Origin of the sequence: Natronococcus roseus, from assembly GCF_043677095.1 — an archaeon.
Taxonomy (GTDB): domain Archaea; phylum Halobacteriota; class Halobacteria; order Halobacteriales; family Natrialbaceae; genus Natronococcus; species Natronococcus roseus.
On record NZ_JBHLJR010000006.1, the window covers coordinates 172,487 to 195,664 of the forward strand.

General features: G+C 66.7%; 25 protein-coding genes, 1 tRNA gene and 2 pseudogenes. 17 read left to right on the forward strand and 11 right to left on the reverse strand.

Annotated features, from left to right (window positions below; genetic code table 11):
- Entirely contained in the window at positions 1-1,239 is a 1,239-nt protein-coding gene (locus tag ACFEMD_RS17085; RefSeq protein ID WP_394742757.1) for an urea ABC transporter substrate-binding protein, read from the reverse strand.
- Between the two features lie 507 nt (positions 1,240-1,746).
- Between ACFEMD_RS17085 and ACFEMD_RS17090 the strand changes: the two genes are divergently transcribed.
- The 8 genes from ACFEMD_RS17090 (at position 1,747) to ACFEMD_RS17125 (ending at position 8,916) form a co-directional block, all read left to right on the forward strand.
- Positions 1,747-3,132: a metal ABC transporter solute-binding protein, Zn/Mn family gene (locus ACFEMD_RS17090; RefSeq protein WP_394742450.1), complete on the forward strand. Its 1,386-nt coding sequence runs from the start codon at positions 1,747-1,749 to the stop codon at positions 3,130-3,132.
- 201 nt (positions 3,133-3,333) lie between these two features.
- On the forward strand, positions 3,334-3,747 hold the full coding sequence (locus ACFEMD_RS17095) for an urease subunit beta (RefSeq protein ID WP_394742451.1): 414 nt from the start codon (positions 3,334-3,336) through the stop codon (positions 3,745-3,747).
- The gene (gene ureC / locus ACFEMD_RS17100; RefSeq protein WP_394742452.1) at positions 3,744-5,450 is read left to right on the forward strand and encodes an urease subunit alpha; all 1,707 of its coding nucleotides are present in this window, start codon (positions 3,744-3,746) and stop codon (positions 5,448-5,450) included. Before ACFEMD_RS17095 ends, ureC begins: the two co-directional genes overlap by 4 nt.
- A gap of 90 nt (positions 5,451-5,540) precedes the next feature.
- A complete protein-coding gene (locus ACFEMD_RS17105) occupies positions 5,541-5,987 on the forward strand; it encodes an urease subunit gamma (protein ID WP_394742453.1) in 447 nt (148 codons plus the stop codon).
- Positions 5,987-6,607, forward strand: coding sequence for an urease accessory protein UreG (ureG, locus tag ACFEMD_RS17110; RefSeq protein WP_394742454.1), 621 nt, complete (start codon positions 5,987-5,989; stop codon positions 6,605-6,607). The genes ACFEMD_RS17105 and ureG overlap by 1 nt, the downstream gene beginning before the upstream one ends.
- Positions 6,604-7,590, forward strand: coding sequence for an urease accessory protein UreD (locus ACFEMD_RS17115; protein ID WP_394742456.1), 987 nt, complete (start codon positions 6,604-6,606; stop codon positions 7,588-7,590). The genes ureG and ACFEMD_RS17115 overlap by 4 nt, the downstream gene beginning before the upstream one ends.
- Positions 7,590-8,219 carry an urease accessory protein UreE gene (gene ureE, locus ACFEMD_RS17120; RefSeq protein ID WP_394742457.1) on the forward strand — a complete coding sequence of 210 codons (630 nt, stop codon included), beginning with the start codon at positions 7,590-7,592 and terminating at the stop codon, positions 8,217-8,219. The genes ACFEMD_RS17115 and ureE overlap by 1 nt, the downstream gene beginning before the upstream one ends.
- Positions 8,209-8,916: an urease accessory protein UreF gene (locus ACFEMD_RS17125; protein ID WP_394742458.1), complete on the forward strand. Its 708-nt coding sequence runs from the start codon at positions 8,209-8,211 to the stop codon at positions 8,914-8,916. Before ureE ends, ACFEMD_RS17125 begins: the two co-directional genes overlap by 11 nt.
- 203 nt (positions 8,917-9,119) lie before the next feature.
- On the opposite strand, the gene ACFEMD_RS17130 is transcribed toward ACFEMD_RS17125, so the two are convergent.
- Entirely contained in the window at positions 9,120-10,094 is a 975-nt protein-coding gene (locus ACFEMD_RS17130; RefSeq protein WP_394742460.1) for an aldo/keto reductase, read from the reverse strand.
- Between the two features lie 267 nt (positions 10,095-10,361).
- Positions 10,362-10,520, reverse strand: a pseudogene (locus ACFEMD_RS17135) (antibiotic biosynthesis monooxygenase); the annotation flags it as partial.
- 206 nt (positions 10,521-10,726) lie between these two features.
- Here ACFEMD_RS17135 and ACFEMD_RS17140 point away from each other — a divergent pair.
- Positions 10,727-11,911 (forward strand): trans-sulfuration enzyme family protein, encoded by a 1,185-nt coding sequence (locus tag ACFEMD_RS17140; RefSeq protein ID WP_394742758.1) that lies wholly within the window; start codon positions 10,727-10,729, stop codon positions 11,909-11,911.
- Between the two features lie 355 nt (positions 11,912-12,266).
- On the opposite strand, the pseudogene ACFEMD_RS17145 reads toward ACFEMD_RS17140, so the two are convergent.
- The 3 genes and pseudogenes from ACFEMD_RS17145 to ACFEMD_RS17155 form a co-directional block, all read right to left on the reverse strand.
- Positions 12,267-12,521 (reverse strand): annotated as a pseudogene (locus ACFEMD_RS17145) (zinc ribbon domain-containing protein); the annotation flags it as partial.
- 29 nt (positions 12,522-12,550) lie between these two features.
- Positions 12,551-12,931 carry a hypothetical protein gene (locus ACFEMD_RS17150; RefSeq protein ID WP_394742462.1) on the reverse strand — a complete coding sequence of 127 codons (381 nt, stop codon included), beginning with the start codon at positions 12,929-12,931 and terminating at the stop codon, positions 12,551-12,553.
- Positions 12,928-15,366, reverse strand: coding sequence for a penicillin acylase family protein (locus ACFEMD_RS17155; protein WP_394742463.1), 2,439 nt, complete (start codon positions 15,364-15,366; stop codon positions 12,928-12,930). The genes ACFEMD_RS17150 and ACFEMD_RS17155 overlap by 4 nt, the downstream gene beginning before the upstream one ends.
- Positions 15,367-15,478: 112 nt before the next feature.
- Here ACFEMD_RS17155 and ACFEMD_RS17160 point away from each other — a divergent pair, with 112 nt between their 5' ends.
- Together ACFEMD_RS17160 and ACFEMD_RS17165 are read left to right on the forward strand one after the other, a co-directional pair.
- Positions 15,479-15,898 (forward strand): SRPBCC family protein, encoded by a 420-nt coding sequence (locus ACFEMD_RS17160; protein ID WP_394742464.1) that lies wholly within the window; start codon positions 15,479-15,481, stop codon positions 15,896-15,898.
- Positions 15,899-15,974: 76 nt separating this feature from the next.
- Positions 15,975-16,334, forward strand: a complete 360-nt coding sequence (locus ACFEMD_RS17165) for a winged helix-turn-helix transcriptional regulator (RefSeq protein ID WP_394742465.1) — start codon at positions 15,975-15,977, stop codon at positions 16,332-16,334.
- A 236-nt stretch (positions 16,335-16,570) separates the two neighbouring features.
- Here the strand turns inward: ACFEMD_RS17165 and ACFEMD_RS17170 are convergent, their stop codons facing one another.
- Positions 16,571-17,017 carry a UPF0179 family protein gene (locus ACFEMD_RS17170; RefSeq protein ID WP_394742466.1) on the reverse strand — a complete coding sequence of 149 codons (447 nt, stop codon included), beginning with the start codon at positions 17,015-17,017 and terminating at the stop codon, positions 16,571-16,573.
- 219 nt (positions 17,018-17,236) lie between these two features.
- Here ACFEMD_RS17170 and ACFEMD_RS17175 point away from each other — a divergent pair, with 219 nt between their 5' ends.
- From ACFEMD_RS17175 to ACFEMD_RS17190, 4 genes are all read left to right on the forward strand, one after another.
- Positions 17,237-17,893 (forward strand): trimeric intracellular cation channel family protein, encoded by a 657-nt coding sequence (locus ACFEMD_RS17175; protein ID WP_394742467.1) that lies wholly within the window; start codon positions 17,237-17,239, stop codon positions 17,891-17,893.
- A 75-nt stretch (positions 17,894-17,968) separates the two neighbouring features.
- Positions 17,969-19,042 carry an Mrp/NBP35 family ATP-binding protein gene (locus ACFEMD_RS17180; protein WP_394742468.1) on the forward strand — a complete coding sequence of 358 codons (1,074 nt, stop codon included), beginning with the start codon at positions 17,969-17,971 and terminating at the stop codon, positions 19,040-19,042.
- Entirely contained in the window at positions 19,039-19,269 is a 231-nt protein-coding gene (locus ACFEMD_RS17185) for a hypothetical protein (RefSeq protein ID WP_394742469.1), read from the forward strand. The genes ACFEMD_RS17180 and ACFEMD_RS17185 overlap by 4 nt, the downstream gene beginning before the upstream one ends.
- Positions 19,270-19,342: 73 nt before the next feature.
- Positions 19,343-19,993 (forward strand): uracil-DNA glycosylase, encoded by a 651-nt coding sequence (locus ACFEMD_RS17190; RefSeq protein WP_394742470.1) that lies wholly within the window; start codon positions 19,343-19,345, stop codon positions 19,991-19,993.
- An 11-nt stretch (positions 19,994-20,004) separates the two neighbouring features.
- On the opposite strand, the gene ACFEMD_RS17195 is transcribed toward ACFEMD_RS17190, so the two are convergent.
- Positions 20,005-20,223 (reverse strand): hypothetical protein, encoded by a 219-nt coding sequence (locus tag ACFEMD_RS17195; RefSeq protein ID WP_394742471.1) that lies wholly within the window; start codon positions 20,221-20,223, stop codon positions 20,005-20,007.
- A gap of 97 nt (positions 20,224-20,320) precedes the next feature.
- Between ACFEMD_RS17195 and ACFEMD_RS17200 the strand changes: the two genes are divergently transcribed.
- Both ACFEMD_RS17200 and ACFEMD_RS17205 read left to right on the forward strand, forming a co-directional pair.
- Positions 20,321-21,058 (forward strand): hypothetical protein, encoded by a 738-nt coding sequence (locus ACFEMD_RS17200; RefSeq protein WP_394742472.1) that lies wholly within the window; start codon positions 20,321-20,323, stop codon positions 21,056-21,058.
- A gap of 41 nt (positions 21,059-21,099) precedes the next feature.
- Positions 21,100-21,183: transfer RNA gene (locus ACFEMD_RS17205), tRNA-Ser, on the forward strand.
- Between the two features lie 180 nt (positions 21,184-21,363).
- Here the strand turns inward: ACFEMD_RS17205 and ACFEMD_RS17210 are convergent.
- The 3 genes from ACFEMD_RS17210 to citE form a co-directional block, all read right to left on the reverse strand.
- Positions 21,364-21,552, reverse strand: coding sequence for a hypothetical protein (locus ACFEMD_RS17210; RefSeq protein WP_394742473.1), 189 nt, complete (start codon positions 21,550-21,552; stop codon positions 21,364-21,366).
- Positions 21,553-21,633: 81 nt separating this feature from the next.
- Complete coding sequence (locus tag ACFEMD_RS17215) at positions 21,634-21,855, reverse strand: hypothetical protein (protein WP_394742474.1); 222 nt, start codon at positions 21,853-21,855, stop codon at positions 21,634-21,636.
- A gap of 273 nt (positions 21,856-22,128) precedes the next feature.
- Complete coding sequence (citE, locus tag ACFEMD_RS17220; protein WP_394742475.1) at positions 22,129-23,178, reverse strand: L-malyl-CoA/beta-methylmalyl-CoA lyase; 1,050 nt, start codon at positions 23,176-23,178, stop codon at positions 22,129-22,131.

Here is a 23,178-nt window from a genome sequence, read left to right on the forward strand (position 1 = left end):
TCAGGCCTCCTCGTAGAACGCGTCGGGTTCGTACTGGGTCTGTTCCGCCTCGCTCGTCAGATCGCAGCCGACCTCCTGAAGGAAGACCGGCTCGATTGTTCGCGGTTCGTCGAAGCTGATGTCGTGATTCTCGTCGGCGTGTGCGACGCGCATGTTGTGTTCCACGTGGTGTGTCTCGGGGTCGAGTCTGATCTCGCCTTCCGGGGCTTCGACCTCGAGCCCCGACTCGAGAGCCTCGATCACGGCCGCCTGCTCGAACGTCCCCGCGCGTTCGACGGCCTCCTTGTAGAGGTAGACCGAGAAGTAGTTGTTCTGGGCTTCCTGGTTGATGTACTCCGCGTCGTCCCACCGTTCGTAGTAGCGCTCGACGAAGTCCTCGTTGCGGTCGGTCGGCAGCTCCTCCATGTAGTTGACGCCGGCGTAGACGTCCTCCAGGGCGGGCGGATCGATCCGCAGGTGTTCGCGCTCCTGGGCCATGTTCGTCGAGGTGCCGATCGGGACGTCGGTGAGCCCGCTGGCCAGGCGCTGCTCGTAGAACGCCGAGTGATCCTGGCCGACGAGCATCGACATCACGAAGTCCGGCTCCGCCGACTGGATGTTGTTGATCGTCGAGCCGAACTGGGACTCCTCGAGCGGGATGTACTCCTCGCCGACGACCTCGGCGCCGTGTTCCTCGGCGATGATCTTCACCCAGTCCCCCGAGAGCTGGCCGAAGTTGTAGTCCGCGGCGACCGTGTAGATCTCGTCGCCGTACGTCTCGATCATGTGGGGGACGACGGCGCCGAGCTGTTGGCGGGCCGTCGCACCCAGCGGGAAGACGGTCTTGTCGCAGACCCCGCCCTCGTACTGGGTGGTGTAGAAGTACAGCTGCTCGTGTTCGTTGATCAGTGGCCGGATCGCCTCTCGGGTCGCGCTCGAGTAGCCCGCCCACAACACGTCGGCGTCCTCCTGGTAAATCGCGTGACGGGCCAAATCCTGGTAGCGCATGTTGTCCGACTGCGGATCGGGCGCGAAGACCTCGAGCTCCTCGCCGAGGATCCCCCCGTCGCGGTTGATCTCCTCGATCGCGAGCTTCGTCGTCCGGTACTTCGCCGTGCCCGTCAGCGCGAACGTTCCGGATCGGTCCTCGAGAACGGCCGCTGTCGGGTTCGTGCCGCCGTCTTGCATCCCCAGGACGGCGCCCTCGCCGACGCAGCCAGCGGTGGCCGCCAGTGCACCGGCCGAGCTGGCCGCGAGCATCGAGCGTCGGGTAAGCGACCGTTCGGTCACGAACACTCCTCCGAACACGCATCCTGGCTTGCCAAATATGCTAGTCCATCAACCAAAAAACCGAATTCGGGTGACATTTGTCCAGATAACATCTCTGTTCGTCGGACTCCGCTACTGATATAAAAACGTTCCCTGCCAACAGTACAACGTCTCCCCCGATGGGTAGTCGTCGGTAATGATGATATAACATTGGACAGACGTTATCTTGAGTGGCAATCAGGCTACGACCATCAAATTTTGGACGCGGGCTCGTCCGGATTCAGGATTTCCGTCGGGTTCCTCCGAGCAGCAGAGAGAGCCCTCGACGAGGCGAAACTCTGTACCGAACGCTGCCGACGTTCGAGCCGTCGGCTTCAGCGAGTTCTGGACGAACATCGAATACGACTACCGCCATCGAAACCCAGTCCAACGGCCGTTTTGAGCAGTATTACCCGAGACGAGGGATCTATGAGGAACCGGTGGCGAGCAAGGGTATCGATGAACTACGGACGACGCGACGTGCTGGGTGCGGCGGGTGGGTGCTGTTCGGCCGCTCTCGCCGGCTGTCTGGACGAACCGGCAGGCGACGACGACGCGCCGGACGACGACCTGTACGCGTCGTTCTTTACACTCGCGGAGTTCACCGCCGCGGTCGCCGGCGACGGAGCGACGGTCGAGAACGCCGTCCCCGACGGCGAACACGGCCACGGCTGGGAGCCGCCGTCGACGCTCGTCCCCGAGATCGCTGAGGCCGACGCCTTCGTCTACCTCGACGCCGAGGGGTTCCAGCACTGGGTCGACGACGCCGTCCCCGAACTCGAGGCCGAGTCCGGCCTCGCGCTGATCGACGCCCTCGCGGGGATCGACCTGCTCGAGTACGACGACGATCACGACCACGGCCACGGTCACGGCGAGGACGACCGCGTCGAAGAACTCGGCGTCGGCGAGTTCACCCTGCTCGAGGACGGCGGGACGGTCGCGTACGCCCACGGCGGCCACTGGCACCACGATCCGTTGGCGCTCCCGCTCGACGAGGAGCGGGCGCTGACCGCACTCGTCGAGGACGACGACGGCGAGGAGATTCCCCTCGGCGACGAGTACACCCTCGGCGTCCGGGCCGAAGGTGACGACGTCGACGCGTTCCTCGAGTACGACGTCGACGGCGATTCGGTGATCCTTCGAGGCGCCGACGACGGTTTCGCCGAACTCATCTTTGAGGTGCGCGAAGACGACGAGGTCGTCTACGAGCCGCCGACGCTCAAGACCGAGGTTGGCGAGCACCACCACGATCACGGCGACCACGCGGACGACGACGGCCACGGCCACGATCACAGCCACGGCGAGTACGACGCCAAGTTCTTCGCCGACCCCGTCCTCGCCCAGCGCGGCGTCGAGAACGTCCGCGACGGACTCACCCATCTCGATCCCGACAACGAGGCGACCTACGAGGAGAACGCAGCGGCCTACGTCGAGGAACTCGAGGAGCTCCACGAGGCGTACAACGAACGCCTCTCGGAGCGCGAACACGACGCCGTCGTGCTCGCCGGCCACGACTCGTTTCAGTACCTCGGCGAGCGCTACGGCTTCGAGATCCGGACTCCGGTGGGGCTCTCGCCCGACGCCGAACCCTCGAGCGAGGAGATCGCCGACACCGTCGCCTTCCTCGAGGCCGAGGGGATCGAGTACGTCCTCTGGGACTACTTCGACGGCGACCGCCTCGCCGAGACGATCGCCGAGGAGGCCGACAGCGTCGAGGACACCCTGATGGTTTCGCCCGCCGAGAGCACCATCGAGGACTGGCAGGAAGCCGGGTACGGCGACTACCTCGGCCAGATGCGCGAGATCAATCTCCCCGCGTTCGAGACGGCTCTCGGCGCGGAGTGACCGACGGCGCTCGACCCCGTTCGGAACTGTCCAGTTTTCTCTCAGTAGTCGGCGCACAGATGGTCAAACGGTTTAATATTATTCGAAATTCTGGCCAAGCAGGTTGGTGCTGCAAATATTGTTGTAACAGCGTCCATTAGGTCCCCGCCTTTCGAAGGGCGGCGTAATGAACGAACGCTCGAGCGTCGCGGTGATCGATCGATGAGCGGGATCGTCCCCGGCGAGTTGTTGCCGGCCGACGAGCCGGTTCGAATCAACGAAGGTCGGGAGACGACGACCGTCACGGCCGAGAACACCGGGGATCGACCGGTACAGGTCGGCTCGCACTTTCACTTCTTCGAGGTCAACCCGGGACTGCGGTTCGACCGGGAACGGTCGTACGGGTTCCGGCTGAACGTGCCGGCCGGAACGGCGGTTCGATTCGAACCGGGCCGGGAGCGGGAGGTCGAACTCGTCGCGATCGGCGGCGACCGGATCGTCCGCGGGATGAGCGGGCTGGTCGACGGACCGCTGGACGACGAGGACGTTCGGGAGCGCGCGCTCGAGCGGGCTCGGGAACGGGGATTCCTCGGGATCGACGCAGAGGATTCGGTGGCGGGGAACGACGAGCCATGAGCCGCGAACTCTCACGACGCGAGTACACGGATCTGTTCGGGGCGACCGAGGGCGATCGCGTCCGGCTGGGCGATACGAACCTGCTGGCGAGGATCGAGACCGACTACGGGACGCTCGGCGAGGAAGCCGTCTTCGGCGGCGGGAAGACGATGCGCGACGGGATGGGGATGCAGCCGGGGACGACGCAGGCCGAGGGCGCCCTCGACTGGGCCTTCACGAACGTCGTGATCGTCGACCCCGTGCTCGGCGTCTGTAAGGGCGACATCGGGGTCCGAAACGGGAAAATCGTCGGCGTCGGCAAGGCCGGCAACCCCGACGCGATGGACGGCGTCGACATGGTGATCGGGCCGAGCACCGACACCATCCCCGCCGACGGCCTGATCGCGACGCCCGGGGCGCTGGACATCCACGTCCACTTCAACAGCCCGCAGCTGGTCGACCACGCGCTCGGCTCGGGCGTCACGACGATGCTCGGAGGGGGGTTCGGCGGCGGGGCGACGACCTGTACCCCCGGGCCGGAGAACGTCAAGCGATTCCTGCAGGCTGCCGAGGACTGGCCCGTCAACGTCGGCTTCTACGGGAAGGGGAACGCCAGCCAGCCCGAGGGACTGTGCGAGCAGATCGAGGCCGGCGCCTGCGGCCTCAAACTCCACGAGGACTGGGGTTCGACCCCCGCGGCGATCGACACCTGCCTCGACGTCGCCGACGACGAAGACGTCCAGGTCTGTATCCACACGGACACCCTGAACGAGTCGGGTTTCGTCGAGGACACGTTCGAGGCCATCGACGGGCGGGCGATCCACACCTTCCACATCGAGGGCGCCGGCGGCGGCCACGCGCCCGACGTCCTCGAGCTGATCGGCCACGAGCACATGCTGCCCTCGTCGACGAACCCCTCGATGCCCTACACGGAGAACACGTTCGACGAGCACCTGGATATGGTGATGGTCTGTCACCACCTCAATCCCGACGTCCCCGAGGACGTCGCCTTCGCCGAGTCGCGCATCCGCGCTGAGACGCTCGGCGCCGAGGACGTCCTCCACGACACGGGCGCCATCTCGATGATGACGACGGACTCCCAGGCGATGGGGCGGATGGCCGAACTCGTCTCCCGCACCTGGCAGACGGCCCACAAGATGAAGGCCCAGCGCGGACCGCTCGAGGCCGACGAGGGGACCGACGCGGACAACGCCCGCATCGAGCGCTACGTCGCCAAGTACACGATCAACCCGGCGATCACGGCGGGGATCGACGACTACGTCGGCTCGCTCGAGCCGGGCAAGCTCGCCGACATCGCGCTGTGGGACCCCGCGTTCTTCGGCGTCAAACCGAAGGCCGTCATCAAGGGCGGCTTCCCGGTCTGGTCCCAGATGGGCGAAGCCAACGGCTCGCTGATGACCTGCGAACCGGTCATCGGACGGGAACGGGCCGGGGCGCAGGGTCGAGCGAAACACGGCCTCTCGGTCTCGTTCGTCAGCGAGGCAGCCTACGAGAACGAGGTCGGCGACGCCTACGACCTGCGGACGCCCGTCCGTCCCGTCAGCGGCACGCGCTCCGTCAGAAAGTCGGATATGCTGCACAACGACCACTGTCCCGACGACATCGAGATCGACGCCCAGACGTTCGAAGTCGAAGTGGACGGCGAACACGTCACCTGCGAGCCGGCCGACGAGGTCCCGCTCGCACAGCGATACCTGCTTTGAACCCATGCACGAACGCGACACGACGCCGACGATCCGCGCCGAACCGACTCGAGAACCGAACCCGACCGACGAATGTAGGGTGAACCCCACGTGAATCTCTCGCCAAAGGAGATGGAGCGGCTGACAGTCTTCATGGCCGCCGAGCTCGCCCGACGGCGAAAGGAGCGGGGCGTGAAGCTCAACCACCCCGAGACGGTCGCGTACGTCTCCGACTGGTGTTGCGAGGCCGCCCGCGAGGGGAAGTCGGTCTCGCGGATTCGGTCGGAGGCGACCCAGCTGCTCACCCGCGAGGACGTGATGGACGGCGTGCCCGAGCTGGTCGAGATGATCCAGGTCGAGCCCGTCTTCCCCGACGGCACCAAGCTCGTGACGGTCCACGACCCGATCCGGGCCGACAGCCGGGAGCAGCTCGAGACGGTCGACCCCGGGCCGGGCGAGGAGCTCGCGGTCGGCGAGGCGGGCAAGCCGGGCGAGAGCGAGGGCAGCGAGGCCCACGAGACCGGCGGCGGACCGGAACCCACGGAGGGTGACGACTGATGGGGTACCGCGACGTCGCGAAGGTCGGCCTCGGCGGTCCCGTCGGCTCCGGGAAGACGGCCCTGGTCAAGCGTCTGGTCCCCGAACTCGTCGCGGAGGGGTACGAGGTCGGCGTCATCGCCAACGACATCATGACCCAGGAGGACGCCGACGTCTTCCGGGAGTCGTTCGCCGACCTCCTCCCCGAAGACCTCGTGGAGGGCGTCGAAACCGGCGCCTGCCCGCACACGGGGATCCGCGAGGATCCCTCGATGAACCTCGCGGCGATCGACGAGTTCACCGAGCGCCACCCCGAGCTCGACGTCGTCCTCGTCGAGAGCGGCGGCGACAATCTCGCAGCCACCTTCAACCCCGAGCTGGCGGACTACTTCCTGTTTATCATCTCCGTCGCTGAGGGGGAGGACATCCCCCGCAAACGTGGTCCCGGAGTCACTCAGGCCGACCTGCTAGTCGTCAACAAGACCGACCTCGCGCCCCACGTCGACGCCGACCTCGAGGTGATCGAGGCCGACGCGGGCGACGTGCGCGGCGACGACCCGTTCGTCTTCACCAACTGCAAGGACGGCACCGGCGTCGACGAGGTGCTCGAGCACGTCGAGCGGGAGGTGCTGTTCGCGTGAGCGCGGCGGACGGAACCGAGACCGCCCGGCTCCCGCCGGCGTTCGAAACCTACGCGGACGAACCGCTCGCCCAGGCGCCGGCGGCGGGACCGGGCAAGAACGGGCTGCTCGAGGCGACGTTCGCCCGCACGGGCGAGGGACCGACGCGGCTCGTCCGCGACCGCGCCGAGGTGCCCTACCACCACACCGGCACCCTCGACACCGATCCCGTGCCCGGCCTGGCGACGCTGGTCGCCCAGGAACCCACCGGCGGGGTCGCACAGGGCGATCGCCACCGAATGCTCCTCGAGGCGCGGTCGGGCGCTCGCGCGCACGTGACGACTCAGAGCGCGACGAAGGTCCACAGCATGGACGCCAACTACGCCCATCTCGACGCCGCATTGAGCGTCGAGGCGGGGAGCCTCCTCGAGTACGTCCCCGGGCCGACGATCGTCAACGAGGACGCCCGCTGCCTGCAGACGGTGTCGGTCGAACTCGCCGACGGCGCGGTCGCGATCGTCGCGGACGTCCTCGTCCCCGACGGCTTGAGCGACCACGAGTCCTTTAGCTTCGACCACTACCACTCGCGGGTCGAGGCCCGCCGCGGCGATCGGCTGGTCTGTGCGGACGCGGTCGACCTGCGGCCCGCGGAACGCGATCCGCGGGATCCGGCCAGCGTCGGCGAGTACGGCGTCGTCGGCTCGCTGTACGTCTTCGCTCCGAGCGACGGGGCGGATGGGGATGGCACGGACGGCGCCGACGGACCCGCGAGCGTCGAGACGGCGACGCTCGTCGCCTCAGTTCGCGAGTGCCTCGCGGAGTTCGAGGACGAGTGTGACCGAGGCGTTCACACCGGCGTCTCGGCGCTGCCCTGCGAGGCGGGCGCCGTCGTCCGCCTGCTCGGCCACCGCGAGGCCGACGTCACGGGCGCGCTCCGGGCGGCGTGGGACGAGACGAGACGGGAGCTCCTGGGGGTCGGCGCGCCAGCCGACCGCCGGTACTGATGGAGCGGATCGACGGCGTCGTCGGCAACGTCCACGCCGACGACGAACTCGCCGCGCTGCGGGACGACCACGCCGCCAACGGCACGCTCGAGCGGGTCGTGATCGACGCCGGCGACCGTCGGCGGTCGCGGTTCCGGGCGACCACCGACGCGGGGACCGACGTCGGCGTCGTCCTCGATCGGCCCGCCGTCTCGGTCGGGGACGTCCTGCTCGTCGACGACGAGCGCATGGTCCTCGTCTCGTTCGAGCCCCGCGACGCGCTGGCGGTCGAGCTGCCGGATCCGACCGCTGACGCAATGGAGGCCGCGGTCGAACTCGGCCACCGGGTCGGCAACCAGCACTGGGATCTGGCGGTCGAGGACGGCGTCGTCTACGTCCCCCTCGAGGCCGACTGCCACATCGTCGAGCGGGTGGTCGCCGACGTCGTTCCCGGCGCCGAGGTCCGAGAGACGACTGTCGAGGCCGATCTGTTCGTGACGGAGCTCGAGGGTGGTGTGGACCGCGAGCACGACCACAGCCACGGCGGGGATCCCGACCGCGCTCACGATACTGATCACGGACACACCCACGGCAACGACCACGATCACAGCCACGCGTCCGATCACGCCCACGACCACCATGAGCACTGACGCCGACGCCTTTCTCTCCGCGCTGCGGCTCTCGGACTCGTTTCTCCCGGTTGGGAGCTACACCGCCTCCTACGGCCTCGAGCAGTACATCAACGAGGATCGGATCGAGGACGGCGAGGACCTCCGGGCGCTGATCGCGGCCTACCTGCGGCGGCTCGTCGGGCCCTGCGAAACGGTCGCGGTCGCGAACACCCACGCCGCGAGCGCCGACGGCGACGCCGAGCGGTTGCTCGCGGTCGACGAACGACTCCACGCGGTGACGATGCCCGCGGAGTTCCGCGAGAGTTCGACGAAGGCTGGGGCGAAACTTTGCGAGCTGCTGCTTGCGGAAACGGCGGAGACGGACGTCGACGAACTCCCGTCGACCCTTGCCGAGGCGATCGAGGACGGCTCGACCCCCGGTCACTACCCCGTCGTCTTCGGCGTCGTCGCACAGCGTCGTGGTCTCTCGCGACTCGAGGCCTGCCTCGCTCACGCCTACTCGTTCGTGACGGGGCTGCTGGGTGCCGCCCAGCGACTCGGGCGGTTCGGCCACACGGAGATCCAGGCCGCGCTCGAGGATCTCCAGCCGGTGGTCGAGACGATCTGCGAGCACCACCTCGAGGACGAGATCGCGGCGATGTCCTCGTTCGCGCCGTTAGCCGAAATCATGGGGATGCGCCACGAACGTGCGGGACGGCGACTCTTTATGAGCTAGCGCCGTTCCGCGCGGAACCACCGACCGTTCCACCCGCCTGCGACTCAGTTAGACCACAGGACAGTACCATCGGCCGACGGTAATCGGTGCTCGCCGCTTGGAGGCGGGAGCACCGATCCTCGCCCAGAACGGCCAGTTCCGGGAGACCGTGGGACGTGGGCGAGGCGTAGCTGCCGAACGACGGCTCACTCTCGGGCCCGCGGTTAGTTGTGCCCCGACACCGGCACCGGCTCGTAGGGCTCCTCGAGGTAGGCGATGTCCGACGCCGACAGCGAGATCTCGAGGGCCTCGACGGCCTGTTCTAAGTGTTCGACGCTCGTGGTTCCGATGATCGGGGCGTCGACCCACTCCTTGTGCAACAGCCACGCGAGCGCGATCTGGGCCATCGTCGCCCCTTCCTGGGCCGCGATCTCGGCGACGCGCTCGTTTACCTCCTGGCCGCCGCCCTCGCGGTAGGGGTGCTCGTACATGTGTTCCTCCGTCTCGCCGCGGGTCGTCGCGTCGATCTCCTCGTGGGGACGCGTGAGGTAGCCCCGCGCGAGCGGCGACCACGGCATCACGCCGACGTCCTCCTGGTCGCAGAAGGGCAACATCTCGCGTTCCTCCTCCCGATACACGAGGTTGTAGTGGTTCTGCATCGTCGCGAAGCGCTCGAGTCCCAGCCGGTCGCTGGTGTGGAGGGCGTCGGCGAACTGATGAGTCCACATCGACGAGGCGCCGACGTAGCGGGCGTGGCCGCGGCGGACGGCGTCGTCGAGAGCCCGCATCGTCGTCTCGATCGGCGTGTCGTCGTCCCAGCGGTGGATCTGGTAGAGGTCGATCGTGTCCATCCCCAGCCGCTCGCGGCTGGCCGCGAGTTCCTGTTCGATCCCCTTTCGGGATAGCCCGCCCGAGTTCGGGTCGTCCTCGCGCATCCGGAAGTACCCCTTCGTCGCGACGACGGATTCCTCCCGGCGGCCCTCGAGCGCGTTCCCGAGGATTCGCTCGGACTCGCCCTTCGAGTAGAGGTTGGCCGTGTCGAAGAAGTTGATCCCGAGGTCGATCGCGCGGTCGATGATCTCGTGGCTCTCCTCTTCCTCCAAGACCCACTCGCGCCAGTCGCTCGAGCCGAAGCTCATACAGCCCAGACAGAGCCGACTGACCTCCATCCCGGTCGAACCGAGGGTGGTGTACTCCATGGCGGCCCGTACTCGACGGGACGGCAAAACAGTACGTGGATCGGCAAACGACGACGTCCCGTCCCGCCGTCATTTTTTAGTTCGATCATCGTGTACTGACACGATGGCTATGGCGGACGAACACAACGATCGGGAGACGAACCGGAATGACGACGACGATGGCATCGTCTCGCGAATCAAGAACGTGTTCGACCGCGATTGACCGCGGTCTTCCGCCTACTCCTTTCCGGATGCCACAGTAGTCAATCAAACCAGTCGGTGATCCCCCTACACGAGTGGGGTCGCGTCGTCACCGAACCCGCTCCCATACGTCTCAACAACTTCCGTAACGGTGACTTCGTACGCATCGTACCACTCCGTCCACCGCTGTTTCGCGCGTTTGTGGTCCGCGTCCGCTCCAAACGATTCGACTGCGTCCAACGACTTCCGCATCTTACTCACCCGGAGCGAGGCGGAACGTGACAAAATACATCAAGCCGATTCACTCGTCCACACGAACAAGACGCTTCCCCTTACAGCAGACGACGGGTAGCAACCGACGACTCGCTGACCCACGTCCGAGTCGGGTTTGGGGTTCTGGCCACCCTCGCCGGGAACTTCACACCTACCTTTTCGCAACTGAGCTTATTCCTATGACACGGCACGACAGCCGATCCGACAAGAAGCGATTCGCAACTATCGCAGTCGGCGCAGCTGAAACCGAACCGCATCCTTACAGGGATGGAACGAACGACGTCGTCCCGCCGATCCACCTTTCGACGACGTTCGAGTGGGTCAGCGGGGAGGACGCCAACGAACACGACTATTCGCGCGAGAGCAATCCGACGCGGGCAGCCCTCGAGGAGCAGTTAGCCCGCCTCGAAGGCGGCGAGCACGGGTTGGCGTTCGCCTCCGGAATGGCCGCCACATCGACGACGATGCTGTCGCTGGTCCCTCCGGGCGGCCACGTCGTCTCCTCGGACACCATCTACAGTGGAACCGAAAAACTGCTCACGGAGCACGTGGCCGGACATCTCGACGTTGACATCGACTTCGTCGACGCCCGTGACCCCGACAACGTCGCCGATGCGGTCAACGCGGATACCGACTTGATCTGGGCGGAAACACCGTCGAACCCCTTAATAAGGTTGTGCGATATCCAGGCGATAGCCGACGTTGCCCACGACCACGATACCCTGTTCGGCGTGGACAGTACCTTTGCGAGTCCGTACTACCAATCCCCACTCGAGCTGGGTGCCGACGTCGTCGTCCACAGCACCACCAAGTATCTCAACGGGCACTCCGACTCGATCGGCGGTGCCGTTATCACCGACGACGGTGAGGTTTTCGAGCAGTTAGCGTTCGCACAGCGGGTCGGGCTCGGAAATATGCTTTCGCCGTTCGACTGCTACCTCGTTGCACGGGGCATCAAGACGCTGCCCGCGCGGATGGAACACCACGAGAAGAACGCGACGGCAGTTGCCCGGTTCCTCGAAAGCCACGACCGTGTGGCTCGTGTCTACTATCCGGGTCTCGAGAGCCACCCGCAACACGATCTCGCGAGTGAGCAGATGTCGGGGTACAGCGGAATGTTGTCCTTCGAGTTTGACGGCACACTCATCGAACTCGAGGCGTTCATCGACGGACTTGAGATATTCACGCCGGGAGCCAGTCTCGGCGGGGTCGAGAGCCTCGTCGAGGTCCCGTCACTAATGCTCCCCGACGAGTTCAGTCGGAGCGAGGATTCAGCGGAGATCCCCGAGACGTTGGTCCGGGTATCCGTCGGCCTCGAAGACGCCGAGGACCTCCGCGAGGACCTCCGGAAGGCGCTACCGTAGGCGAGCGTTCCCCTTTCACCACGACCGTCCCGGTCCACGAGCGGGTCGATTGCCAACGAGCTGTGGCAGCCGCGAGCGAGGATACGAACTGATCTACACGAGAAGTACGGATGCAGGAGATATCCAGTATATTTCGGAGAGACCGATAGCCGCCCCGATACACCTTCGCTCGAACTGACCACAGGTTTCACGACCAAGTCAACCGCCTCGGGGTCAAGTGGTTCGAGACGCCTTTGGCGTCTCGTCATCAAGCGAGACCGAAGGTCTCGCGGACATCGCGGAGCGAAGCTCCGCTCAGTCACGGAAGATCGAAGATCTTCCGAACGACCCCGAGGCTTGTCAGTGGACTCCCGCTCTACCCGCACAAGGCGGAAGGCGTGTAATCGCCATTCGCGTTCAGCGTCCCTGACTTGAGGGCCAGTTGACTGGTGGCCCGTCCAGCACCAGACTTGAGCCAGTGCTGGACAAGACGCCACCCGATATTCCGGGCGGCATTATAGTCGGCGTGCAATTTCTTTCTACACTTCTGGCACTCGAACTCGTCACCATCACGGTTGTCCTCGTGCGTGAAGCCGCACTCGCCGTGACTGCACCGTTGCGTGAAGAAAGCGTCCGACTAGCTACCGACAACCGTTGAGATCAGACGACGCCCCGGAACAGCGCACCCAGCGCGGGTAGCCCAAGCGCGCTCGCGACCGTGACGTAGACGGCGGGCGTCATCTCGAGGACGCGCCAGGCCGAATCGCCGAGTCCGATCGCGAAGGCCACCAGAACGAGGACGCCGAACCCGAGGGAGCCGGCGAGCCCGTGCCAGACCGTCGGCGAGATGAACCCCACGAGCGCCCCGGCGACGACGAGACCGAGCCAGTGGAGCCACGCGAGGAAGAGGCCGACCGGGACGACGACGAGGACGGCGAGCCAGTGCGATCGCGGTTCGGTGCGGACGCGCTCGAGCGCGGCGTCGATCGTCCGCTCGCGGTCGCCGCCCGCGTCTCCGTCGCTCCGATCGGTCGCGGTCACGACGCTCCCTCCTCGAAGACGACGTCGGGGTCGTCCTCGTCGTCGAGCGTTCGATCCATCGGCGTCTGGTCGTTGGCGAGCCAGCTCTCGAGCTGGTCATGGTAGTGGTCGGAGAAGTAGTCGCCCGAGTTCCCGCCCGGCAGGACCGCGGTTGCGTCGCCCCCGGGCTCGACGACCATCCGCCAGCTCGCGCCGATCGCCGAGCCAACGCGGTAGTTTTTCACCGTCGCCCGCGAGCCGTCTGCGGGCAGTTCCGGATAGTTCAGGAACGGCGCCTCCGCGCCGAAGGGGTGTTCGATGACCCGCGTCGAGTTCCAGTCGCCGTAGGTCTCCCACCCCGCCTCGTCGATCTCGGCGAGGGCGTCCTCGAGCGCGGCGACCATCGTCTCGTCCCGCGAACGGTCATCGAAGAACCGGCTGTCGGCGGGAAGCGTCGCGATTACCCAGTCGTCGGGGTAGTACGACTCGTCGAGGTCGGCCTCCTCGAACTCCGGTTCGACGACCAGTCGCCGAAAGCGGTCCATCCAGCGGGCGAAGAGGAGCGCGCCGCGAGAGTCGGCGTCCATCCCGTAGTTCCAGTCCCCGAGGGTCTCGCGAGCGTCCTCGAGCCCGTTCCCGCTTTCGGGTTCGTCCTCGTTCTCGAGTCGCTCCTCGAGCGCCTCGAGCAGTTCGGGCACCAGCTGTTCGGCCCGGCCGTCGTAGACGTCGTTCTGTAGCTCCCGGTGGAACTCGAGGTCGGTCGGCTCGCCGGACTCGACGGCGTCGTCGAGACGGTCGTAGATCCGGGCGCCCCGGTAGGGGGTGGCGTAGTCGACCCCGACGTAGTAGTTCGGCTCGTCGACGACCCGCTGGTTGGCCGTCGCGAGAACGTCGGGATCGATCGCGTGGGGTTTCTCCTCGAAGGGAACGAACCCCTCCCAGGACGACTCCCCGAACGGTTCGAACCCGTCCCACTCGCCCTCGCCCGCGGAGCCGTCGAAGATGCGATTCCCCGAGACGACCTCCCCGTCGACCTCCCGGATCGGGAGCTGCCCCGTCGCGTAGTACAGCGTCCGCCCGTCGGCGTCGGCGTAGACGAGGTTCTGGGTCGGCAGGTCGAACTTTCGCGTGGCCTCGAGCAGCTCCTCGAGGCCGTCGCTGCGTTCGTACTCGTAGATCGCCTCCGTCGTCCGCGTGGCCGTATGGCCGGTCCAGGCGACGCCGACGGTTCGACCCTCCCGCTCGAGGACCGGTCCGTGGACGGTTTTCCTGACCTCGAGGGTCCGATCGTCGCCGCCCGCGACGGCGATCTCTCGCTCCTCGCGGTCGAACTCGCGCCACTCCCCGTCGTAGCGGTAGCGCTCGCCGTCGTCGTCGATCTCGTAGGTGTAGCAATCGAGGACGTCCGCGCCGACGTTCGTAAAGGACCACGTCCCGCGGTCGTTCGCGCCGGCGATGGCGAAGGGGACGCCCGGAAACGTCGCGCCCCGAACGGAGGTCTCGGGGGTTTCGACGTGCTGTTCGTACCACAGCGGCGGCGTCATCAGCGTCAGGTGGGGGTCGTAGGCGACGATCGGGCGGCCGCTCTCGGTGTGCTCGCCGGAAACGACCCAGCTGTTCGAGCCGACACCCGTAGGGGACTCGAACTGCGAGAGCCAGTCGGTCAGTGCCGGGTCGAGAGCGTCTCCGCCCGAGACGGAGCCGACGACTGCCCTCTCCTCGAGGGTCTCCGCCTCGACCGACTCGCGCAGGATCGGCACGTCGTGATCCAGTCGCTCGGGGAACAGCTCCTCGAGGACGTCCTCGCCGAGTCGGTCGGCGATCAGCGCGCGCCGGAGTTCGCCGAAGTTTCCGGTCAGGTCCCAGGAGATCTGTTTTTCCATCAGCATCGAATCGACGGGCGTCCAGGGCTCGGGTTCGTACCCCAGGAGCTCGAACTCGAGGGGCAACCCCTCGCCCTCGATGGCCGCGTTGACGCCGTCGGCGTAGGCCTCGACGAGCGGTCCCGCGGGCGTCTCGGTGACGCGTTCCCAGGTCGCCTCGGCCGCGCCCGCGAAGTCCATCGCGATGTGGAACTCGTCGTCCTCGAGGGTTCCCTCGCCGGCCAGCTCCGACACCTGCCCTCGCATGACCCGCCGTTGCAGGTCGAGCTGGGCGAGCCGGTCGAACGCTTGGACGTAGCCGACGGCGAAGTAGGCTGCGGGATCTTCGTCGGCCTCGATGCTCGGCACTCCGTACTCGTCGTAGCGAACGGTCGCCTCGCCGTAGGGGCTCGCAACGCGCTCGGAGAGCGACCTGTCGGCCGCATCCCAGGCGGTTCCCGAGAGCGGTGCGAACTGGCCGAGCAGCTCTCGAGCGCCGGTCAGCGTGAGTCCGCCGACGCCGGCGGCGAGGGCGCCGGCGAGGAGACCGCGGCGCGTGGTGGAGGATGGCACTGGTTCACGATTCGGCGCCATCGCCATAACTGTCAGCGTCGAAATCAGACGGCGCCGCCACCAGGTTGCCGAATCGGACTTCGAACGGTTCCCCGGGCAGAACGTCCTTGTCGCTGGCTCGCGTCGTTCGGGTATGACACGGCTCCAGTTCGTGTCGACGCCGGACGGCCGTCGGCTCGAGGCCTCCCACGTCCTCGCGGTCCCGCCGGCGTCGGCCTGGGAACTGCTCGTCGACACCAGGCGGTGGCCGGAGTGGTCGCCACTGATCAGCGGCGTCGACGCGACCGACGCCCGCGTTCGAGCGGGAACGACGGGACAGGTGCGGATCCCCGGCGCCTGGCTGCCGTTCGAGGTAACTGACTGTGCGGATCGGCGGTGGACGTGGCGCGTAGCTCGGATCTCCGCGACCGGCCACCGGGTCGACGAACTCGGCCCGGACCGCTGTCGGGTCGTCTTCGAACTCCCGCCGAGCGGAGCGGGCTACGCACCGGTCTGTCTGCGCGCACTCGAGCGCATCGAGTCGTTACTCGAGGACGAGGTCGCAACGCCGTAGCGTCGTATCGCGGTATCTCTCGGTTAGCTGGTTCGCATCCGAACTGCTATACGGCGGGCTGTCCTACGACCGGGTAATGGCAACCCCGCAATCGCAGAACTCGGCCGAGCGCCAGGAGGAGGCCTGCCCGGTCGTCGAATCGATCGAACAGATCGGCTCCCAGTGGCGACTCGCCGTTCTTCACACGCTGCTCGAGGACGAACACCGATTCAACGAGCTCAAACGGGAGACGGGCGCCAACGCCCGCACCCTCTCGCGGGTGCTTGACGACCTCGGCGAAATGGGGTTCGTCGAGCGCCGCCTCGAGGAGGACGCCCCGATCGCGACCTACTACAGCCTCACCGAGAAGGGAGAGTCCCTCGAGCCGGTCTTCGAGGAGATCTCCTGCTGGGCCGACAGCTGGCTCGAGGGCGAGACGCTCGAGATCGACGGATAGCGACGGGACCGATTCTCCGGCGGTGATCACGCCGTCACGAGCGCCAGCGTCGCCGGGACCGCGTCGGCGAACGCCGCCGCCTCCCGGTAGTGCAGCCACGCCGGTTCGACGGCCGCGTTCCACTCGCCGTTCGACGACTCGTCTACGCCCGCCGGACGCGTCTCGAGTTCGTCGCCACCGTCTTCGAGGAACCGTTTGGGTGTCTGCCTGTCACCTCACCGACCCGTATCCAGCGCTCAGTCGTTCGCTTCGACCTCGACCAGCTGGAGCGAGCGATCCAGGTGACAGACGTCGTGTGGCGGATCGCCGACGATCTTTCGGATGCGGTACTCCTCGTCGAACTCGACGCCGTCGGGCTCGCAGTACTCGTGGCTCGGACACTCGACGTACGGACAGGGACCCTGGAGACTCGCCTTGCTGCCGGCGAAGGCGCCCTTCGTCGGGATGTTCGCCCGTACGGGGACCGGTTCGACCTCGACCGCGCGAACGCCGCCGTCGTGCATGGCGCACTCGAGGGTCTGGGCGTTCTCGCGGACCGAGGTGACGCGGTACTTCGTATCGGGCGAGAGGTTGAGACACTGGCTGCGGTACGGACAGCCCGCACAGCCGTCGGCCTCGCCGTGGTAGACGAACTCGGTCCCCGGCTCGGCCAGGCGGGAGCCGATGAGCGTAACGGTCGACATACGAATCGGTAGTCGCGGGCGGCGGTTAAGCCTCACGTCCCGCGGTCCGAACGCAGCGAGGAATCTCGAGGTGGAAAGCGGTACGTGGCCATCTCTCTGCAACACGGACACCTCGAGGCTCGAGCCGATCGCCGGTAACCACGCTCGAGCCCCCGAGCGAAACCGCAACAATTCTCGTATACGTAGCGTTCAAGGCGTCTTTGCTCGTAGCCGCGGGCAGTGCCCCAGGATCTCATCGCGGTGTTGTTCGGCGACCCGTTCGCTGTCATGAACACGATCGGGCTGGTCGCCTTCGCACTCGTCGGCTCGACCAAGGCGATCCGGGAGCGGTTCGACGTGTTCGGGATCGCCGTGGTCGGACTGGCGATGGCCTTTGCCGGCGGCGTGACGCGGGATATCTTCGTGGCCCGCGTCCCGTTGGCGTTGCAGTCGCCGATCGAGATCGCGCTCGGACTGCTCGGCGTGAGCCTGGCGATCGTCCTGAGCGTCGTGTTGCGCTCGCCGGACGATCACCCGATCACGCTCGTTTCGGACGCGATCGGGCTCGCGGCCTTCGCCACGACGGGCGCTATCGTCGCGACTGAGACGGGCGTCTCGGCGTTCGGCGTCGTTGCGATCGCGACGATCAACGCGGCAGGGGGCGGTGCGGTCGCCGATATCCTCCTCGATCGATCGCCGTTCATCCTCCTCGAGGACTTCTACGCGAGCTGTGCGGTCCTGGGCGGGAGCGCCTACTGGCTCGTCGGAACCCTCGGAGCGACCGGAGGAACCGCTGCCGCGGCGTGTGCGGGGGTGACGGTCGTGACTCGGCTGGTCGCGGTGACCTACGACTGGAGCCTCCCGACGGCACAGCGGCTGGAATCGCTCGGGAAGTAGCTCGATTTCGTCGCTCCCACGGCGCTTCGGTATCCGAACACAACCCTTTTCGACGGTGGGCCACACCCTTCGAGCATGGACGAAGACGCCGTTCGCGACCGCCTTCGGACGGTCGAGGATCCGGAACTGGGCGAGGATATCGTCTCGCTCGGGCTCGTCAACGAGCTCTCGGTCGAGGGCGACGAGGTCGATATCGATCTCGCGCTCGGGGCACCCTACTCCCCGACCGAGACCGACATCGCCGGCGAGATCCGGGAGCTCCTCCTCGAGGAGGGGCTGGAACCGAACCTCTCGGCGAGCATTCCCGACCGGGATAGCGGGGGGGACGAACAGGTGCTCCCGGGAGTGAAGAACGTCATCGCCGTCGCCTCCGGAAAGGGTGGGGTCGGCAAGTCGACCGTCGCGACGAACCTCGCGGCCGGCCTCTCGCAACTGGGTGCCCAGGTCGGCCTGTTCGACGCCGACGTCTACGGACCGAACGTCCCGCGGATGTTCGACGCCGACGAGCCGCCGATGGCCACCGAGGACGAGACCCTCGTTCCGCCCGAAAAGTACGGCGTGAAGCTGATGAGCATGGCCTTCCTTACAGGCGAGGACGATCCCGTCATCTGGCGGGGACCGATGGTCCACAAGGTCATCACCCAGCTCACCGAGGACGTCGAGTGGGGGAACCTGGATTACCTGATCGTCGACCTGCCGCCGGGCACCGGCGACACTCAGCTGACGATGCTTCAGACGATGCCCGTCACGGGTGCGGTGATCGTCACGACGCCACAGGACGTCGCGCTCGACGACGCCCGGAAGGGACTCGAGATGTTCGCCAAACACGACACCGTCGTGCTCGGCATCGCCGAGAACATGTCGACGTTCGCCTGTCCCGACTGCGGCGGGGAACACGACATCTTCGGCTCGGGCGGCGGCGAGGAGTTCGCCGAAACCCACAGCATGCCATTCTTGGGGTCGATTCCGCTCGATCCGACCGTCCGCGAGGGCGGCGACGGCGGAAAGCCGACCGTCGTCTCCGACGACGGCGAAACCGGGGACGCGTTCCGAACGATCACCGAGAACGTCGCGAACAACACGGGGATCGTCCACCGACGCGGCGCCTCGCAGCCGAGCGGGACGGGAACCCGCGTCTCGGAGCGATGACCGACGCCGAGGATCCCGAGTTCGAACCCGACCCCGAACGGGTCGCCGCGCTCCGAGAGATCGCCGACGAGATCCGCGGCGAGAGCAGCGAGCGCAAACAGCTCGCGAACATCCTCTACCGGACCAGCGACCTCTACGACGAAAGCGAGGACACCTCGCCCGAGGAGATCGTCCGTAACGTGAAGTTCATCCTCGAGGTCACCGAGCGCGGCGGACTCGAGCGCTGATCGCGACAGTCCGCTTCGTTTCGACACGACAAACAGACGCGTGGCTTTTGGTTCCCTGCCACGAGAGACAACTGTGGACGCGAACCAGCGAACCCGCGCGAACCCGTACGGCATGGACGAGGACTGCCGGAACTGCCCGGCGCTCTGTGAGACCCGGACCCAGGTCGTCCACGGCTACGGCGACGTTGGAGCCGACTTTCTGTTCGTCGGCGAGCGACCGACCGCCAGGGCCGACGAGATCGGGGTGCCGTTTCTCGCCGAAGGCGGGTCGAACGATGACGAGGGGGGAACCTCCCTGCGCCGAATCCTCGAGCGGCTGGCGCTCTGTGATTCGACCTCGCCCGACGACCGACCCGAACTCGAGAACGTCTACCTGACGAACCTCACCCGGTGTCGCGACCCCGATCGGAAGCCGACCGACGAGGAGATCGGCAACTGCGAACCGTATCTGAACGCCGAGATTCGGATGATCAACCCCGAGATCATCGTCCCCGTCGGCGAGCGCGCGCTCTCGGAGATCGGCGTCGAGTACACGACGACGCCCGTCGAGGAGCTCGAACTTGAGGCCGATCACGCGAGGACGATCCGCGGTCGGGGCTTCGAGCTCGTTCCCATGGTCGAACCCCGTGAGCAGACCGACGAGCAGACCCAGGCGTGGCTCGAGCGCTTCGTCGAACTGATGGCCTCGGACTACAGGCAGACGAAAGGCCGGCAGGAACGTTAACGGCAGTTGGGCTACCAGTACGGGCTCTTTAGCCGTCGCGTCGATCCCGACCCGAGCGCGATCAGCGCACCGACGACGACGGCGGCGACGGCCAGCGAACCGACCGTCGGTACGAGCCACTCGCCGGGCGAGTCGATGACGTAGCCGGCGAGGAAGCCGCCGACGCCGATCCCGACCAGCAGGGCGATTACGAGCGTTCCGACAAGACCGGTGCTCGAGCGCGCGTCCATACCGGACGAGCGGGCGCCATCCACATAACTCTACGTCGCCGATGGCGCCTCGAGCGGGAGCCGTCGCGTTCAAGGCCCGCCGCACCCGAGACCGGGTATGATCGTCGTCGTTCCCGCCTCCCCGCCCCGCGAGGGACTCGTGCTGTCGTCGCTCGTCGATCGAACGGTTCTGACCGAGCCGGAGGCCGTCGAACTCTACGAGGCCGCCGTCGTCGACACCCTCCGCTCGGTCGCGGCGAGCGGCGGTGACCTGCTCGTAAACTACCGCGTCGAGGAGACCCTGCCGGACTCGTTCTCGGGAGATCCCGAGGCCGAGATTCGGGAGCTCGCCACCGCGGCGCTCGGCGACCTCGAGGACGTCCGGTTCGAGCGCCAGGTCGGCTCGACGCGGGCCGCGCGGATCGGGAACACGGTGACCCACCTGCTCGAGCAGGAAGACGCCACCAGCGTCGGCGTCCTCGAGCCGACGGCGCCGCTGATCGGCCGCACCGAGATCGACGGCGCGGCGATGTCGCTGCGGCGCCACGACGTCGTCCTCGGCCCCTCCTCGGGCGGCCGAACGTACTTCGCCGGATTCGGCGAGCCGATCGACTTCACGGATTCCGACGCGGTGCCCGAACTGGCGACGCTCGCCGAGCGAGCCGACGACGCCGGACTGGGCGTCGGGTTCGCCCCGACGGTACCGACGATCGCGACCGAATCCGGCCTCTGTGCGACGATCGCGGGCGGCCGGGCTCGAGCGGTCGCCGACCGCTCCCAAGGGGCGACGACGACGGCGGTCGTCGACGAGATCGGGGTGGGCGTCGGCGAGGGGGAGTCCCTCGAGCGCGAGTAGACCGATAACCCTTTTTGAACGGGTGGTGAACGGGGGAGTGAGGTGGGGTGGCAGAGCGGCCTAACGCGCCTGCCTTGAGAGCAGGTGGCTGTCAAGCCTCATGGGTTCAAATCCCATCCCCACCGCTTTTGCGACGAACAATACGTGAGGAGCAAAGCGTGGACGATGGATTTGAATCAGGGAGTGGAGCGAGCACGGCGAGCGGAACGACCGTGGTTCGAATCCCATCCACACCGTCTCTTTCTGCAATCGACGACGAACGAAGCGAGGACGCCGGTATGGACGGGTCGGATGTGTCGTCCGACTCACCGCACCGAGGGCGCCGATTCGGAGTGGCGCAACAGCAAGAACAGCCCCGGTGCGAACAGGATCGCCAGCGCGATCACGAACGGCAGGACTCCGAACGGGAAGATAGCAAACAGCTGAATCGCGAGGAGGATGACCAGGAGTCCGATGATAACGTTCAGCCGAAGGAGGACGTCCTCGTCGGTCATTGGTTCTGAATTTTAGACAGAACGACAAGTATCTTTGGGCCGACGCGTAGCGGCCCGCAATTCGACCGAAGCGCGGTGTGATTAGCGGTAGACGCTCCGATAGCGCTCGCGGTACTCGAGCACGCCGAGCCGGGCGCGGCGCCGCGAGCGGAACCCGAATCCGACCGCGACGCACTCCGGCTCCTCGCACACCCAGCTGAACGTCCCCGTCTGCGGGTTCCGCGCGACCGCGACGTCCGTATCGCACCGCGGACACCGCCACCCCCACCGGATGTTGCCCGCCGGTAGTTTCGAGTCCGTCATGCCAACCCGTCTCGAGGGAGGGGGGCGGAACGGAAATCGTTCGGGCTGCACATGGTGTCGCTATTTATCACGGCTGCGGGCATAGAACAGTAAGAACGAGTGAATGTATGTGTGTCTTGTGGGAGATCAAACTCGCTCGAGACCAAGTGGGAGAACACCCTCGAGAACGGACTGCGGTATCGAACGCCAGATAGCGATCCTCGAGTGCGCTACCCGCTAATTCGCTTGGCTCGAACCGGAGATCGAACGAAAGTCGGGACGACGACTCAGCGACTACCGATAGGAGAGCTCGAGGTCGAGCGCTCGGCTCAACAGCTCGCCGTCGTAGCGCTCGTCGGTCTGGTCCGGCCGGCGGTCGTGGATCGCCCGCACCGTCCGCACGGTGTTGCGAAAGTTCTTGAACGTCGCCTCGTCGACCATCTGGCCGTCGATCGTCACGGCGCCGGTGCCCTCGCGTTTGGCCTCGTTGAAGCGCTCGATCTTGTGGACGTCGCGCTCGAGCTCCTCGGGGGTGGGCATGTGGATCGTGTTCGCCTGGATCGTCTGTTTGGGGTACAGCGACCAGGAGCCGTCGAGGCCGACCTGGGCCTCGCGTTCGACCTGGTCGGCGTACGCATCCGCGTTGTAGTAGGTCAGCCCCGCCCGCTCTTTGAACAGGTCGTCGAACGGACCGCCGATCGCGAGCAGCCCGCCCGCGCTGGCCTCGTTCGACAGCGCCTCGAGCAGGCCGTCCCAGCGGGGCATTCCGTCGCCGAGGTCGCGGCCGCCCAGCTCGGCCGCGTAGTCGACGGGCCCGAAGATCAGGGCGGTGAGCCGAGAGTCGGCGCCGAACTTCGCGATCTCGCGGAGGTCCGAGCGGGCGCGTCCGGTTTCGACGATGATCGAAAGGTCGATCGAGCCGTCGGGGTAGCCGTGCTCGCGCTCGGCCTCCGCGACGACGCCGGCGGCGCGCTCGACGTCCTCGAGGCGACCGACCTTCGGGACGACCACGCCGTCGATCTCGTCGCCGATCTCGGCGACCAGTCGGTCGATCTGCTCGCGGCCCTTCTTCCGGAATCGGTCGTCGTCGTAGGCCCACTCGACGCGCGGGTGGATCTCGCCGGGGAACTCGTACTCCGGTACTCGATCGATCGTGTTCTCGAGCCCCTCGGCTTTCATATCGGGCGCGGTGCCGTCCTCGAGGTCGGGGACGAGCCAGTCGGGCGCCTGGAACCCCTCCGCCTCGAGGGCGGAGACGAGGTATTTCGCCGTCTCGTCTTTGGGAACGGCGGCGGGTGCGGTCTGGAACGTGCGACAGAGTCGGATCTCGGTGTCGTCGGTCAT

Coding starts and splice junctions, on each gene's coding strand:
- ACFEMD_RS17085 (WP_394742757.1), bottom strand. CDS start 1,239: ATGCTCGCGGCCAGCTCGGCCGGTGCACTGGCGGCCACCGCTGGCTGC.
- ACFEMD_RS17090 (WP_394742450.1), top strand. CDS start 1,747: ATGAACTACGGACGACGCGACGTGCTGGGTGCGGCGGGTGGGTGCTGT.
- ACFEMD_RS17095 (WP_394742451.1), top strand. CDS start 3,334: ATGAGCGGGATCGTCCCCGGCGAGTTGTTGCCGGCCGACGAGCCGGTT.
- ureC (WP_394742452.1), top strand. CDS start 3,744: ATGAGCCGCGAACTCTCACGACGCGAGTACACGGATCTGTTCGGGGCG.
- ureG (WP_394742454.1), top strand. CDS start 5,987: ATGGGGTACCGCGACGTCGCGAAGGTCGGCCTCGGCGGTCCCGTCGGC.
- ureE (WP_394742457.1), top strand. CDS start 7,590: ATGGAGCGGATCGACGGCGTCGTCGGCAACGTCCACGCCGACGACGAA.
- ACFEMD_RS17125 (WP_394742458.1), top strand. CDS start 8,209: ATGAGCACTGACGCCGACGCCTTTCTCTCCGCGCTGCGGCTCTCGGAC.
- ACFEMD_RS17130 (WP_394742460.1), bottom strand. CDS start 10,094: ATGGAGTACACCACCCTCGGTTCGACCGGGATGGAGGTCAGTCGGCTC.
- ACFEMD_RS17140 (WP_394742758.1), top strand. CDS start 10,727: ATGACACGGCACGACAGCCGATCCGACAAGAAGCGATTCGCAACTATC.
- ACFEMD_RS17155 (WP_394742463.1), bottom strand. CDS start 15,366: ATGGCGCCGAATCGTGAACCAGTGCCATCCTCCACCACGCGCCGCGGT.
- ACFEMD_RS17160 (WP_394742464.1), top strand. CDS start 15,479: ATGACACGGCTCCAGTTCGTGTCGACGCCGGACGGCCGTCGGCTCGAG.
- ACFEMD_RS17165 (WP_394742465.1), top strand. CDS start 15,975: ATGGCAACCCCGCAATCGCAGAACTCGGCCGAGCGCCAGGAGGAGGCC.
- ACFEMD_RS17170 (WP_394742466.1), bottom strand. CDS start 17,017: ATGTCGACCGTTACGCTCATCGGCTCCCGCCTGGCCGAGCCGGGGACC.
- ACFEMD_RS17180 (WP_394742468.1), top strand. CDS start 17,969: ATGGACGAAGACGCCGTTCGCGACCGCCTTCGGACGGTCGAGGATCCG.
- ACFEMD_RS17185 (WP_394742469.1), top strand. CDS start 19,039: ATGACCGACGCCGAGGATCCCGAGTTCGAACCCGACCCCGAACGGGTC.
- ACFEMD_RS17195 (WP_394742471.1), bottom strand. CDS start 20,223: ATGGACGCGCGCTCGAGCACCGGTCTTGTCGGAACGCTCGTAATCGCC.
- ACFEMD_RS17200 (WP_394742472.1), top strand. CDS start 20,321: ATGATCGTCGTCGTTCCCGCCTCCCCGCCCCGCGAGGGACTCGTGCTG.
- ACFEMD_RS17210 (WP_394742473.1), bottom strand. CDS start 21,552: ATGACCGACGAGGACGTCCTCCTTCGGCTGAACGTTATCATCGGACTC.
- ACFEMD_RS17215 (WP_394742474.1), bottom strand. CDS start 21,855: ATGACGGACTCGAAACTACCGGCGGGCAACATCCGGTGGGGGTGGCGG.
- citE (WP_394742475.1), bottom strand. CDS start 23,178: ATGACCGACGACACCGAGATCCGACTCTGTCGCACGTTCCAGACCGCA.